This window comes from Halopseudomonas sp., assembly GCF_038130085.1.
In the GTDB taxonomy this organism is placed as follows: Bacteria; Pseudomonadota; Gammaproteobacteria; order Pseudomonadales; family Pseudomonadaceae; genus Halopseudomonas.
The window spans coordinates 41,001-55,538 of sequence record NZ_JAYPMU010000021.1 but is presented as its reverse complement, the minus strand read 5'-3'; the positions used below and the strand labels follow the sequence as shown (position 1 = coordinate 55,538).

12 protein-coding genes are annotated in these 14,538 nt (G+C 62.0%); 9 read left to right on the top strand and 3 right to left on the bottom strand.

Features of this window, described 5'->3' with window-relative positions:
* Positions 1-798, top strand: a 798-nt coding sequence (locus AAFM31_RS14380; RefSeq protein WP_341708619.1) for a class 1 fructose-bisphosphatase, incomplete at its 5' end; no start/stop codon positions are given.
* Positions 799-1,087: 289 nt separating this feature from the next.
* Here the strand turns inward: AAFM31_RS14380 and AAFM31_RS14375 are convergent.
* Both AAFM31_RS14375 and AAFM31_RS14370 read right to left on the bottom strand, forming a co-directional pair.
* The gene (locus AAFM31_RS14375) at positions 1,088-1,861 is read right to left on the bottom strand and encodes a fumarylacetoacetate hydrolase family protein (protein ID WP_341708618.1); all 774 of its coding nucleotides are present in this window, start codon (positions 1,859-1,861) and stop codon (positions 1,088-1,090) included.
* Positions 1,858-2,766, bottom strand: a complete 909-nt coding sequence (locus AAFM31_RS14370; protein WP_341708617.1) for a TauD/TfdA family dioxygenase — start codon at positions 2,764-2,766, stop codon at positions 1,858-1,860. Before AAFM31_RS14370 ends, AAFM31_RS14375 begins: the two co-directional genes overlap by 4 nt.
* Before the next feature lie 130 nt (positions 2,767-2,896).
* On the opposite strand from AAFM31_RS14370, the gene AAFM31_RS14365 reads away from it, so the two are divergent.
* From AAFM31_RS14365 to AAFM31_RS14345, 5 genes are all read left to right on the top strand, one after another.
* Complete coding sequence (locus AAFM31_RS14365; protein WP_341708616.1) at positions 2,897-3,961, top strand: AraC family transcriptional regulator; 1,065 nt, start codon at positions 2,897-2,899, stop codon at positions 3,959-3,961.
* A gap of 108 nt (positions 3,962-4,069) precedes the next feature.
* Positions 4,070-4,408, top strand: coding sequence for a YegP family protein (locus AAFM31_RS14360; RefSeq protein WP_341708615.1), 339 nt, complete (start codon positions 4,070-4,072; stop codon positions 4,406-4,408).
* Positions 4,409-4,621: 213 nt separating this feature from the next.
* A complete protein-coding gene (amn, locus tag AAFM31_RS14355; RefSeq protein ID WP_371833040.1) occupies positions 4,622-6,070 on the top strand; it encodes an AMP nucleosidase in 1,449 nt (482 codons plus the stop codon).
* A 99-nt stretch (positions 6,071-6,169) separates the two neighbouring features.
* The gene (locus AAFM31_RS14350) at positions 6,170-7,105 is read left to right on the top strand and encodes an SdiA-regulated domain-containing protein (RefSeq protein ID WP_341708613.1); all 936 of its coding nucleotides are present in this window, start codon (positions 6,170-6,172) and stop codon (positions 7,103-7,105) included.
* Between the two features lie 93 nt (positions 7,106-7,198).
* The gene (locus AAFM31_RS14345) at positions 7,199-9,136 is read left to right on the top strand and encodes a metallophosphoesterase (RefSeq protein ID WP_341708612.1); all 1,938 of its coding nucleotides are present in this window, start codon (positions 7,199-7,201) and stop codon (positions 9,134-9,136) included.
* Between the two features lie 134 nt (positions 9,137-9,270).
* Here the strand turns inward: AAFM31_RS14345 and AAFM31_RS14340 are convergent, their stop codons facing one another.
* Complete coding sequence (locus tag AAFM31_RS14340; protein WP_341708611.1) at positions 9,271-10,587, bottom strand: serine hydrolase; 1,317 nt, start codon at positions 10,585-10,587, stop codon at positions 9,271-9,273.
* A 132-nt stretch (positions 10,588-10,719) separates the two neighbouring features.
* On the opposite strand from AAFM31_RS14340, the gene AAFM31_RS14335 reads away from it, so the two are divergent.
* From AAFM31_RS14335 to AAFM31_RS14325, 3 genes are all read left to right on the top strand, one after another.
* A complete protein-coding gene (locus tag AAFM31_RS14335) occupies positions 10,720-11,646 on the top strand; it encodes a LysR family transcriptional regulator (protein ID WP_341708610.1) in 927 nt (308 codons plus the stop codon).
* Positions 11,647-11,887: 241 nt separating this feature from the next.
* Complete coding sequence (locus tag AAFM31_RS14330; RefSeq protein WP_341708609.1) at positions 11,888-12,349, top strand: (2Fe-2S)-binding protein; 462 nt, start codon at positions 11,888-11,890, stop codon at positions 12,347-12,349.
* Entirely contained in the window at positions 12,346-14,529 is a 2,184-nt protein-coding gene (locus AAFM31_RS14325; RefSeq protein WP_341708608.1) for a molybdopterin cofactor-binding domain-containing protein, read from the top strand. The genes AAFM31_RS14330 and AAFM31_RS14325 overlap by 4 nt, the downstream gene beginning before the upstream one ends.
* Positions 14,530-14,538: the final 9 nt, after the last annotated feature.

Genomic DNA, 14,538 nt, shown 5'->3' with positions numbered 1-14,538 from the left:
GAGATCCTGCTCGAAGCCAACGAGTGGGGCGGCCACCTGGCCGGCATGGCGTCCGAGGAAATGGACAATGCGTACCAGATTCCAGGCCAGTACCCGAAGGGGGCCTACCTGCTGGTATTTGACCCGCTGGACGGCTCCAGCAACATCGATGTCAACGTCTCGGTTGGCACCATCTTCTCGGTGCTGCGTTGCCCCGACAAGTATGTTGAACAGACCGGTAGCCTCGACGAGCAGGCATTCCTGCAGCCGGGTACCGAGCAGGTGGCAGCCGGTTACGCCATCTACGGCCCGCAGACCATGCTGGTACTGACTCTGGGTGACGGTGTGATGGGCTTTACCCTGGATCGTGAAATGGGCAGCTTCGTGCTGACCCACGAGAATCTGACCGTGCCTGCCAGCACTGCCGAGTTCGCCATTAACATGTCCAACCAGCGGCACTGGGAAGAACCGGTCAAGCGCTACGTATCCGAGTTGCTCGCGGGCAAGGAAGGTCCGCTGGAGAAGAACTACAACATGCGCTGGATCGCCGCGATGGTTGCCGATGTGCACCGTATCCTGACCCGTGGTGGCGTGTTCATGTACCCGCGCGACGCACGCGAACCGGAAAAGCCGGGCAAGCTGCGCCTGATGTACGAAGCCAACCCGATGTCGATGCTGATCGAGCAGGCCGGCGGCGCCGCCACCAACGGTTACCAGCGCATCCTCGATATTCAGCCCGAGTCACTGCACCAGCGGGTTGCCGTGTTCCTGGGTTCGAAGGACGAGGTAGAGCGCGTTACCGGGTATCACCAGGGCTGAGTCGGATCAGGCCATCGATCCGGTCGGTGGCCTGCTGAATGGATGTAAGCATTTGCTTACGTGTTGTGCTGGCGTTGGCCTATGTGCACGCCCTGTGATGCTGCGTAGTATCGATCTCGCTAGGAGCATCGCAGGAAGCGACCAAAACAACACGGAACAGGGACAGTGCCTCGGAGGCACCAAGCATTAGGGATGATCAGGACCATTCTGCAAAACCTCGCCTCGGCGGGGTTTTTTCTTGCCTGCGATTTATACGGGGATACGGCGTTGCGTATCCCCGGCCCACCGCTTAGCCGCTGAAGCGGCAACTGAGGGTGCCTAGCGCGCCCATGTCTACTTCGGCCAGATCACCTGCGGCAACCGGCTGCATGCCGGCCAGAGCGCCGGTCATGATTACATCGCCGGCACGCAGCGACTGACCAGCTGCGACCATCTGGTTGATCAGCCACAGTGCGGCGTCCAGCGGGTTGCCCATGCAACTGGCGGTGTTGCCACTGCCAACCGGATCACCGTTCAACTTTAGGGCAACGGCCAGGTCGTCGAGTGAAAGGCTGTCGGCGGCAACTGGCTGGCCGAGGACGTGCACCCCGGAGGACAGGTTGTCGGCTATTGCGTCGACCAGCGATTTTGGCCAGCCGTCGAACGCCGAATCACATACCTCCAGCGCGGGCATCACGCCTTCGAGCGCGGCGACCAGCGCAGCGCGATCTGCCAGCGGCTGCTCGATGTCGCGGGCCAGGCGCATGGCGACTTCGATCTCCAGCCGCGGCGCGATGAAGTCGGCGTGGCGCAGTGTGGCGCCGTCGCTGTATTCGTTGGCTGCCAGCAGCACACCGCGCAGCGGCTCAGGTACGCCGAGAGCCGCGCGGGCACGTGGATCGGTCAGTCCCAGCTTGTAGCCGGCCGGCCGAGCAGCGCCGAGTTGGCGGGCGATCAGCGCATGCTGTACCGCGTAGGCGGCAGTCAGGTCGGTCAGGGCGTATTCGCTGGCGACCGAGCCGCGTGGTGTGCCGCTGGTACGTGCGTCCAGCAGCGCTTGTGCGGCCTGTTCAATGTTGCTCATGCTGCTTCTCCTCGGCTCGGCTTGGCGCCGACAACGGTGGTGCGGAACATCTCGCGGCGCTTGCCGTGGTAGTCGGAGACCGGCATGTGCCAGACGCAGCGGTTGTCCCAAATGGCCAGTGTGCCCGGCGTCCAGCGCATGCGGCAAGTGAAGGCAGGAGCGGTCGCCACGCTGAACAGGTAGTCGAGCAGCGGGCGCGATTCTTCAGGCTTCATGCCGGCAATACCTTGGGTGTATACCGGGTTGGCGAACAGCGCTTCGCGGCCGGTCTCAGGGTGGCGAATGATCAGCGGGTGGGTGCGTACGTCCTCGTCTACATTGTTGCCGTAGCGAATCAGCATGTTCTCGATGCCCGCGTTGTGTGCGGCTTTCGGCCCGTAGCCGAGCTCCGGAGTGTGAATGCCGTCGAGTTGGCGCAGCATGTTGCGCAAGGTTGGCGACAGCCATTCGCAGGCCAGATACATGTTATTGAACAGGGTGTCACCGCCGCACTCTGGCACATCGTGACCGTACAGTAGGGTGAAGGCGGGCGGGCGCTCCTGAAATGACCAGTCACTATGCCAGGCGCCGCCAAAGACGATAGGCGTTCCCTCGTTGGCCTCCTTCACCACGTGGACCACATGCGGGTGATCTGCCATCGGGGTGACATACGGCTCCTTGCCGAACTCGCCGAAGCGTTGGGTAACCACTTCCAGTTGCTCGACGCTCAAATGCTGGTCGCGAATGTAGATCACACCGTGCTCCATCAACGCCTGGCGCAGGGCGGCCTGGCCGGCGTCGCTGAGGTTGTTGAGGTCGATATCGTAGATGTCGGCACCCAGGGAGCCGGCTACCGGCACGGTGCGGAAGTATTCACTGGGGCGAGCCTGATTGTTTTTCGCCGTGGTGTAAAAGAACTCGGGCATGGCTGTCACCTGCAATTGTCTGTCTTGTTATTGTTCGTGCTGTGTTCTGCCAAGCAAGATTGCCTCGGTGTGAGGCAGCTATCCATGATAGTTTCTGCCATGACATGACAATAACTGCCACGAGGTCTGGATGAACTGGCGTGAGGTTCGTGATGCTACCAATGTGCGCTATCTGTTGAGTGCAGCGCGTCAGCTCGGTTGCTCGGTCGAGGCCTGCCTACAGGGCAGCGGGCTGGACGAAGCGATGCTGGGTGCCGGCTGCCGCATTCAGCGCTGGCAGGAACTAGCGGTCATTCGTAATCTTGTGGCGTTGTATCGGGAGCCGGGTTTGGGGATTCTGGTCGGTGGGCGCTACCAGCTGACCAGCCTCGGGCTGTTGGGTTACACCATGCTGGCTTGCCGGAACTTGCACGAAGCGCTGCTGGTCAGCACCCAGTTTCGGGAGCTGACGTTGTCGATCTGCCCGGTGCAGGTGCTGCCGTTTGATGGCGGTGTGCGCATGAGTCTGGACCACAGCGTGCTGCCGCAGGATGCGCAGGACGTGGTCGCCGAGCGCGGCCTGGCGGTTTGGAAGCGTATCTTCGCGGAGCTGCTGCAGCGTCCGTTTGTACCTGTGCGCGTCGAATTGGCGTTGTTGTGCCCCGCGCCGGTTGAGTTCTACCAGTCCTACTTCGAGTGCCCTGTGGTCATCGGCGCACCCTGCAACGCTGTGCTGATTGCAGATGCTGATTTGGCCAGCGAGCTGCCGCTCGCCAATGCACTCACCCGTAATGCCTGTGCTGCCTTGTGTCGCCAACTGTGTGATGGGCTGGAGGATGTGGTGTCGCCGCTGGCGCGCCAGGTGCTGCAGGTGCTGATTAGTCATTCCGGGGAGATGCCGCGGGCTGTCGAGGTGGCGGCGGCACTGGGTATGTCCGAGCGCTCCTTGCATCGCCGTCTGGCCGCCGAGGGGCAGCCCTTCCGTCAGCTTGATGAGCGGGTGCGCGGGCGCCTGGCTGAGCGCCTGCTCGGTGACAGCGATCTGGGCCTGGACGTGATTGCCGCGCAGCTGGGGTACAGCGAAGCGGCCAGCTTCTCCCGAGCCTTCAAGCGCTGGACCGGGCTGGCACCCTCTCATTGGCGTGCAGCTCAGCGCGATGCGGTGCTGGGGCTGGACGGGCCTCCGCTGGAGGTCAGTTTACCTCCGAACCGTTGATCGGCTCGCTCCTGAGACAGTCACTGATCCCTGTCTATACTGGTTCGGTCGCCTGCATGAGCGTGGGCGCGTCAGGTAGTCCACCGACGTTGGATAAGGAGTGTTTCTATGGCTGGTTGGTATGAACTGAGCAACAGCACGGACGGGCAGTTCCGCTTCGTCCTCAAGGCGGGTAACGCCGAAACCATTCTCACCAGTGAGCTGTACACCACGCGAGCCAGCGCCGAGAACGGCATCGCGTCTGTGCAGAAGAACTGCACAGAGGATGGGCGCTATGAGCGCAAGGAGGCCAAGGACGGGCGTCATTTCTTCAATCTCAAGGCGGCCAATCACCAGGTGATCGGAACCAGCCAGATGTACGCCGCGGCGGCCAGCTGCGAGAAGGGTATCGAGTCGGTCAAGAACAACGGCACCAGTGATGTGATCAAGGACAAGACCGGCAACTGACGCTTGCCACTCAAGGCCGACGGCCTGCCCGCAGCAGCACGCGGCAGGCCGTTGTCGTTTGGTGCTTAAGGCTTTGGACCGCGCGCTAGGTGGTGTCTTGGATTCGGCAGAATGTGCGCGCATCGCTTGTTGCAGACGCCGCTCCGGGCGCAATATGGGGGCAAGTGAACAACCCCGAGGCACCCCGTGAATCAAGTCTGCCCTGACGATTTTGTGAAGGTCGATTCCCCGGAAGCGGCGGTCGACCGCCTGGCCATGCTGCACCAGCAGGCCACCAACGCGCTGCGCTCAGCGCTCAAGCAATACCTCAAGGATCGCACCCCACCGAGCACGGCCCATTGCGCGTTCCGCTACCCCGAGCTGCGGCTGACCTACCATTGCCAAGGCGAGGTGCCGAGCAGTGTGCGCGCCTACGCCAAGGTTCAGGTGCCGGGCACCTACGCGGTGACCGTGACCCAGCCCGATGCCTTCCGCACCTACCTGCTGGATCAGCTGCGGCCACTGATGTCCGACTTTACCGTCACCGTCGAAGTGGGTCCGAGTCAGGCCAATATTCCCTATCCGTACGTGGTCGAGCAGGGCGATGAGCTCGGTGCTTCGGGCGTGACCGCAGCCGAGCTGGCGCGGGTGTTTCCGAGCACCGACCTGTCGGCCGCCAACGATGGCACCGCTGACGGCCTGTATGACTGGGAAAACCAGGACCCGCTGCCGCTGGCCCTGTTTGACGCCGCCCGCACCGACTTCTCGCTACGGCGGCTGGTGCACTACACCGGCAGCGACTGGCGCCATGTACAGCCGTGGATTCTGCTGACCAACTACCACCGCTACGTCGATCAGTTCATTCGCCACGGTCTGAACATGCTGCAGACCGATTCTCGCTTTCAGCGCATGGTGCTGCCGGGCAACGTGGTAGTCGAGCGCGGTATGTCCGAGGGCGAAATGCAGGCGATCATCGAGTCGGTGGTCTGGCACCGATTCCAGATGCCCGCCTATCACCTGCAGGGCAGCAAGCCGAACGAGGGAATTACCCTGGTCAACATCGGCGTCGGCCCGTCTAACGCCAAGAACATTACCGACCACCTGGCCGTGCTGCGACCGCACTGCTGGCTGATGATTGGCCACTGCGGTGGCCTGCGCCAGTCGCAGACCATCGGTGACTACGTACTGGCCCACGCCTATATGCGCCGCGACGGCATTCTCGATCGGGTATTGCCGCCGAATATTCCGCTGCCGGCATTGGCCGAGGTACAGCAGGCGCTGCAGCAGGCTGCAGCCGAGGTCACCGGCGAGCAGGGCGATGATCTCAAGCGCCGTCTGCGCACCGGCACCGTGCTGACCTACGATGACCGCAACTGGGAGCTGCGCTGGGCACAGGAGCGGCCGCTGATCAATCTGGCGCGGGCAATCGCAGTCGATATGGAAAGCGGCACCATCGCCGCCCAGGGCTATCGCCTGCGGGTGCCCTACGGCACTTTGCTGTGCGTGTCGGACAAGCCGCTGCATAGTGAGATCAAGCTGCCGGGGGCTGCAGGTGCTTTCTACGAACGCGCCGTGACCCAGCATCTGCATATCGGCATCCACGCACTGGAGCTGATGCGCAGTCAGCTCGACTCGCTGCACTCGCGCAAGCTGCGCAGCTTCGACGAGCCGCCATTCCGCTAGCCCCACTGTCACCAGCCTGTCACCGCTGTCGCCTAGCATCGGGGCGACAGCGGACTGGAGCAGGGTAGATGACACAGCGCAACAGCAAGGGGCGTGCACATGTCGGGCACGCTTGAATGGGGCGGGCCGCTGCGGCGCCGGCGCTGGCCGCGAAGACTTCTGCTGTTGGCCCTGACGTCCAGCCTGCTGGTGGTGCTGGTTGTGTGGCAGGACGCGCTGGTCGAACTGGCCGAATTTCGCCGAGGCGAGGTTAGCGCTGGCCAGGCGAGTGGCGTATTCAGGCTTGCCGACTACCGTGCCGCGGTGCAGGCGCTGAACATTCCCGGCATCGGCAGCGACCTCTCCGGTATCACCCACGACCCCGAACACGACCGCCTGCTGGCGATCACCAATGCGGGACCGGTTCAGCTGTTGATGCTTGATCGCCAGGGGCGGCTGCTCGGCCGCTATCCGCTGATTGGTTTCGAGGATCCGGAAGACCTTGCCTGGCTGGGCGAAGGACTGTTGCTGATCATTGAGGAGCGGGTGCAGCGATTGAATATCGTCCGCTTGCCCGCGGAGTTCGGCCCGATCACGCGTGATGATGCTCGCCAGTTGACCTTGGGCGTGGCCCTGTCGAACGACAACAAGGGTTTCGAAGGCGTTGCGTATGACGCACAGCGGGACCTGCTCTACGTGGTCAAGGAACGCGGCCCGCAGCAGCTCTATCGCATCGGTGGCCTGCGTCGTACGTTGGCGGGCGATCTGCAACTCGCCATCCACGACCTGACCAGCTGGGTCAGTGCTGCGGGTATTTCCCGCGATCTGTCAGCGATTACGGTGGATGCGCAGAGCGGTCATCTGTTGTTGCTCAGCGATGAGTCGCAGCTGCTGTTCGAGCTGGGCGCTGACGGTCGGTTACTGGACCGCCGTTCGCTGCGCGCTGGCAACGGACTGCACGAGGACATTCCCCAACCCGAGGGCGTGGTGCTTGGCTCGCGTGGTGAGTTGTTTGTGGTCAGCGAACCCAACCTGTTCTATCGCTTCGTACGTTAGCAAAAAATACTTCGTAATATCTCGGTGATCAGAATGTAACCGCTCTGTCTCGGGGCTTTCACAGCGCACCTGTAGTGTTCAGGCCTCATTCATATGGTTTGGAAAGGATGCGCCATGTTTATTCGGACAGGAGTGGTTTCTTTGTTGGCGGCAGGTCTTTTGACCGGCTGTCTTTCGTCAGGAAGCAGCAGTAGCAGTGATGTCGGGGCGGCCCCAGTTGCCCCCGATACACCGACGCTGCGGGTTGGGATCATCCCCGACACCCAGGGTGGAGGACAGAATACCTCGGTCATGCCGATGCGTGCATTGATGGAGTTTTACCGTGAGCAGGACGTAGACCTGCTGCTGATCGTAGGGGACCTGTCTGAAGAGGGTACCCCCGCGGAGTATGCCCAGTGGCGTAGCGTGGTCGACGATTACCGCGATGATTTCGTCATGCTGCCGTTACAGGGTAACCACGATATCAAGGGTACGGACCAGGACTGGTATGACAACGTCGGTGAACTGATCCCGGGCGACGCCATTCAGATGGCTGGCCAGCGTGACAAGAACTATGCACTGGTGCGCGACAACGTTCTTATCGTGACCGTCTCGTACGGACAGATTCCTTTCGCCTATGACTTCGTTCGGGAGATGATCGAAACCTACCGTGATCAGGTCGATCACATCATCGTATCGTCCCACAACACCATGGTTGGAAGCCGCTACGGCAACATCCGTGAGCGTGCGGTAGAAGCCTACGACACCTCCGAGGGGGATCAGCAATTTCTGCTGGTGCACGACGAGTACCGTCAGCTATTTGCCGACAATGACGTCATTTACGTAGCCGGTCATGAGCATCAGTATCTTCGCAGCCTGGTCTCGGGGTATTACGGCGGGCATTACACAGAGCTGGTCAGTGGCAACGCATCATACAAGGGCTACGACAGCCGTTATGGCGAAAGCGAACTGATCCAGCGGGTGGTCATGACAAAAATCAACGACGGCAGCGTCGACGGCACACTGGACGTTAATGCCTCGATTCTGACTTTCAATGGCGCACTGGTGGACTATCGCTCCTACTACGAGAGTCACACGATTCGCAGTAACGAAGACGGCATGCGTGAGCTGGCAACGCCGGACTGGAAGTTGATTGACCGCTTTACCCGCTCTGCCGAACGTTGCGATAAGGTCGTGTTTCCGTCGAGCATCCCCGCCGGTAACCAGTTGAACATGACCCATGACAAAAGCTATCGCACCAGCCTGTGTGTCGCCGGGTCAGGTGAGGCGGCGCGGATTCTGGATGGCGAAAATCAGATATTCAATCGCTACGACACCCGCACTCGTACCACCAGTATTGAACCCGGCGTATCAACGGCGCAGAGCAACACCGCGCTTGCCGCTCGCTATTATCGCTGGCTACATATTCCCCATGCCAGCTACAACCCGAACCTGAACAACAGTCAGCGCGTGCGCCTGATCAATGTGGGTACTGAAGACGAAGAGGTGGAAATTCGCCAAACCACCATCGACCTGAAGAAACAGGTGTCGTTAAGTTGGGTGGCAGCGCGTGAGGGGGCGAAAAGTGCTGTTCTGCTGGTCAGTGGTATTCAGGGCCAGGATGGTACGTACAACGGCGCGCGCGGTGCGCAGAAGCGCATTGGCGAAGACATCGGTTTCGCCGGCAGCTTCGGTGATGGTAGTGAGATGGGAAAGCAGCCCCACCTGCTGCCTGAAGGTCGGGTCAACAGCAACTGGCGGCTGGACGATGACCCGCGCGGCGATGATTTCGTGTTGCAGTTCAACGTGCCCTCCGGCGCGGATGCTGCGGCCCTGCAGCTGGCGCGCTGGAATGACGTGACGGGTGGCTGGGAGCCGGTAGTGGCTGCCGACTGCCTTAGTGCGCTGGACTACGACACTAGCTATATGTCCAGTCTGCCGGCTGATGTGAACGCCGAGTGCAGCACGGCTGCAGGCCTGGTGACTGTTGGCACGCCGTACTTCTGGGTGCGGCTGGATCGTGAGGGCGCCTTTGCCCTGATTGATCGTTGATTGCGACAACTCAGGCTCGTAGCGCAGCGTTGGATCGTTTCTGCATCCGGCGCGGTGTTGCCGTCGACCAGTGAGATCAACCTGGTTGCCCACGTCTGCGCAGTACTGGCACAGACGTGGCAGCCGGGTTGAGGCTATTGGCGCTGTTTCATCAGATGAGCGGCCAGGGCGGCATAGGCCGGCAGCGAGATCGGATCGTTGGCGCCGTTGGCGGCGACCGGGTTGGAGGCGAAGCGGGCGATGACCATCTCGGCCTTGGGGTCGACGTAGATGGTCTGGCCGTGGATGCCGCGGGCGGCGAAGACGCCGTGCTCGTTGTTCGACACCCACCACATATCGCGATAGCTCCAGTTGGGCAGCGTGGCATAACCCGCCGGAGCGAACTTGGCTGGATCGCCACCCTTGCGGATATCGGCGACGACGGCTTCGGGAACGATTTGCTGGCCGTTGAAACGACCGTTGTTGCGCATGGTTTCACCGAACCGGGCCATGTCGCGCAGGCTGGCATTCAGGCCGCCGCCGGCGAACTGTGTGCCGACCTGATCGACTACGATGTAGGCATCCTGCTCCGCGCCCAGCTTGCTCCAGATCCGCTCTTGCAACAGCTCGGCGAATGACGTGCCGGTGGCGCGTTGCACGATCCAGGCGAGCACGTCTGAATTCACTGTCTTGTAGGCAAACACCTCTCCGTGTTGCCCCTCGGGCTCTACCTTCTGCAGGAAGTCATACAGTGACGTGGCACCGGCGTAGTCGGCCGGACGCGGAATCAGGTTGCCGGCGCGGGAGTATTCCCAGATCTCGGCAGTGGGGTCGGAGTAGGTTTCCGAATAGCGAATGGCGGTGGTCATATCCATCACCTGGCGCACGGTGGCGTTGCCAAAGCCGCTGTCCTTGAGCTCCGGGACGTAGTGAGAAACCTGCGCCTGATCATCCAGTGCACCTTCTTCAACCAGCATCGCTGCCAGCGTACCGATGAACGATTTGGTAATCGAGAAGGCCATGTGCGGGCGCTCGACCTGCAGAGCGCCAAAGTAGCGTTCGTAAACCACCTGACCGCGATGCAGTACCACAATACCGTCGGTGTAATTGGCCGCGAGCGATTCATTCCAGGTCATGCTGGAGCCGTCGGCCAGTGGAAACACCAGCTCGTCAATCTCGTTGCGTGGCGCGGCCACCAGCGTGCTGGCGGTGCCATTACCGCGTCCCACGGCAACCGTTGGCAGCAGCTCGCGGACGTGGGAGAAGGCCCAGCGCGTGCGCGGGAAGCGCAGATAGTTGCTGAAATCGACTTGTTTATCGGCGGCGGGTGGAAAGCCCTGCATCCAGCCCATGACCCGAGGGTCGCTGGCATTGGCGTCGAGTACTGGCTGGGTCGCGACTGCTGGAGTGGCGAGCAGACTGCCCACCAGCAGAGTCAGGCAGCTGCGCTGCCATCGCGTAATGCGCTTCATGAGGTTCTCCCGGTAATTTTGTTTTTCTTGTGGGGCTTGCTTGGGTGCGGGCCCTTGGGGAGGAGTATTGGTCAGTGCTATATATCAAGTCCAATGCATGTATTGTGAGCTATTGATGCAATGAGTTCATTAATGGATCTAAAGCGCCTCAGCCATATGGTGCTGCTCAGTGAGGAGCTGCACTTCTCCCGCGCGGCCAAGCGCGCGCACCTGTCGCAAACCGCCTTCAGTCGCAGCATTCAATCGCTGGAGAACGACTTGCAGTTACGGCTGTTCGACCGTGGAACCCGCAGCGTACAGCTGACCGCGGCAGGCAAGCAGCTGCTGATACAGGCACGGGACTTGTTACGGCGTGCCGATAATCTGAACGTGTCTGCCCGGTTTCTGGCCAACGCCGAGGGTGGCGAACTCAACTTCGGTGTCGGCCTGCTGGCCGCACACAGCTACATGCAGGAGGTGCTGCCAGCGCTGCGCCGGGAGTGCCCTGGTCTGCGTCTGAATGTCGAGGTTGATCACTGGCAGAACCTGCTGCGCCACCTCGAGCAGGAGCGCATTGAGTTTCTGGTGGGAGGCACCGGTTATCTGCAGGAGGATCCGCGTTTGCAGGTGACGCGCCTGCCGCCGCGAGACACTGCCATTTATTGCCGTAGTGATCATCCGCTGCTGGCGGCGGTGCCTGAGCTGCAAGCCTCAACGCTGCTGGACTATCCCTGGTCCGCGGCCTTGCTGGATGAAGAGTCGTTGCTGCAGGTGTTGCCGCTGCTGGGGCTGTCGCCAGATGCCCGGCCGCCGGGGCTGCTCAGTTGCAACAGTCTGCCTCTGCTGCGGCAGACGCTGCTGCACAGCGACAGCCTGCTTTTCACCTGGGATGGCTGGCTGCAGGACGACTTGCTGGCCGGGCGAGTGGTCAACCTGCTGCCGCGTCTGGCCCCGGGGTTGCCTGCGCAAGACTATCAGCTGCACAGCAATGTGATTCAGCTTGCCGACCGCACGCTGTCGCCGCCGGCGCAACGCGCTGTTGCGATGATTCGCAGGGTGGCTGAGCAGAGCGGCGTCTAAGCGCTTCTCGATTGCTCGGTCGGGCGATAGCGCAAGGCTGTCAGAGTTTTGTGCTATCGACGGCTTTGCCAGGCTGGTTATGCTCATCGCCATATGTCCGGTTTTCCCATTACCGGCTGCTGCTGTTCGGTAGCGGCTGACTGCCTCATTCCCGGCGCTCGGCCCAGCAATGTCTCAAGCCCGCCACAGCTGCTAGAGTGTTTTGAAAAACCAATAACCTGTGTTGCCTGATGAGGTATCTATGATCCAGTTGTCCGTTAACGGCGAGCGGCATGAGCTCGACGTTCCCGCCGACATGCCACTGCTTTGGGTGGTTCGCGATGTGCTCGGTCTGACCGGTACCAAGTTCGGTTGTGGTATCGCTCAGTGCGGCGCCTGTACCGTGCATCTGGACGGCGAGGCAGTGCGCTCCTGCGTCCTGCCGGTTGGCGCCGTGGCCGGGCGTGCGGTCACGACCATTGAGGCGGTCGGTGAATCGGCACTGGGCAGCCAGGTCCAGCAGGCTTGGCTGGCGCACGAGGTGGTGCAGTGCGGCTACTGCCAGTCCGGTCAGATCATGTCGGCAACGGCGCTGCTGCAGCGTCAACCCAATCCCAGCGACGCCGAGATCGACGCGGGTATGGCCGGTAACCTGTGCCGCTGCGCGACCTACACCCGCATTCGTGCGGCTATCAAGGACGTCGGCAAGGGGGATCAGGCATGAGCAAACCATCACGTCAGGTTTCACGCCGCGGCTTTCTGAAAGGCTCCAGTGCGGTAATGGGTGGGCTGGTGCTGAGCACCTGGCTGCCTGGGTTTATTCCGGACAGCGTGGCTGCCGAAGCGACTGCAGCCGGTCGTTTGGGTGATCAGGCACCGCGGGGCTACGGCGCCTACGTGCGGGTCGGCCACGATGGCAAGGTGACGGTGATCTCGCCGAAGATCGAGATGGGGCAGGGTGCTCACACCGGTATCGCGATGATGGTCGCCGAGGAGCTGGAAGTGCGTCTGGAAGACGTGAGCGTGGAGGATGCGCCGCCGGACAGTGATCTGTATGCCGACTCAATCATGCAGTTTCAGGCCACGGGCGGCTCCACGTCCACCCGGCACGCCTGGCAGCCGCTGCGCGAAGCCGGCGCCACCGCGCGCTTGTTACTGATTCAGGCGGCCGCGCAGCAGTGGTCGGTAGACCCCGCCCAGTGTGAAGCGCGCGAGGGTGTGGTTTACGGTCCGGGCGAACGCCAGGCGGGTTTTGGCGAACTGGTTGATCTGGCCAGCGCCCTGCCGCTGCCGACTGAGGTGGTGCTGAAAACGCCGGACCAGTTCCGTTTGATCGGCACCGCAGCGCGCCGAATTGACACCCCGAATAAGGTCAATGGCAAGGCAAAGTTCACCATCGATCTGCAGGTACCTGACATGCTGGTTGCCTCCAGCCTGACCTGCCCGGTCTACGGCGGTACCCTGAAGTCGGTCGATGCCAGCGCGGCGCGGCAGGTGCCCGGTGTGCGCGATGTGGTTACGCTGGATAACGCGGTTACCGTCACCGCCACCAACTACTGGGCCTGTCAGCAGGGTTTGCAGGCGCTGAAGATCGAATGGGATCTGGGCGAAAATGCCTCGATCAGCTCGCCCGAGCTGGATGCGGCGTTGCAAAAGGCCTCAAGCGCTGACGGCGTGGTTGCCCACAGCAGCGGCGACATTGCCGCGTCGCTGGAAGCCGCCAGCAGCCAGTTTGAAGCGGTGTATGAACAGGCATTTTTGTCGCACTCGCCGCTGGAACCGATGACCTGTGTAGCGCATGTGCGCCCCGATGGTTGTGATCTCTGGGTGGGTACCCAGGTGCCGGTGTTTGCCCAGCAGACGGCAGCGGCCATCACTGGCCTGAAGCCCGAGCAGGTGGTTGTGCACAACCAACTGATTGGTGGTGCCTTCGGTCGTCGGCTGGACTACGACTTCATTGCCCAGGCGGTCGCCATTGCCCGGCAGGTCAGCTACCCGATCAAGCTGATCTGGAGCCGCGAAGAGGACATGACCCACGACCTCTACCGCCCGCATTACGTCGATCGTCTGACCGCTGCGCTGGATGCCGATGGCAAGCCGCAGGGGTGGCAACACCGCATTGCCGGGGCGTCGGTCATGGCACGCTACGTTGGCAGCCTGCCGCCGAACGGGGTAGATGCTGACGCGGTGGAAGTCGCGATCCACCCGATCTATTCACTGGACAGCCTGCAGGTCAATTACATCCGCGAGGAGCCGAAGGTTATTCCGGTGTCCTGGTGGCGTGGTGTCGGCCCGCTGCGCAGCACGCTGGCGCTGGAGTGCTTTATCGACGAGCTGGCGCACAATGCCGGCAAGGACCCGGTCGAGTATCGGCTGGCGCTGATGGACAAGCATCCGCGGGCGCAGGCGGTGCTCAAACTGGCGGCGGAGAAGGCCGATTGGCAGACCCCGCTGCCGGCCGGACAGGGGCGCGGCATTGCGGTCAGCGCAGTGTTCGGCAGCTTCGTTGCAACCGTGGTTGAACTGGAAATGCAGGCCGGCAAGGGCATTCGCATCAAACGACTGGTCAGTGCCATCGACTGCGGTCTGGTGACCAACCCGACATCGGTGCTGGCGCAGATTGAAGGCGGCACCCTGTTCGGGCTGTCGGCGTCACTGTTCAACGAGATCACGATCGAGCAGGGGCAGGTGCAGCAGCGCAACTTCAACACCTATCGGCAGCTGCGCATCGGCGAAGCGCCCGGTGTGGAGGTGCACATTGTGCCCAGCACGGAGGCACCGGGCGGGGTTGGGGAAACCGGTACCGCGCTGATCGGCCCGGCACTGCTGAACGCGCTGGCGGCAGCATCCGGTGAGCGGCTGCGACGCTTGCCGCTGAGCCGTGCTGGCTACTTCCCGGTTTAAGGAGCTGAA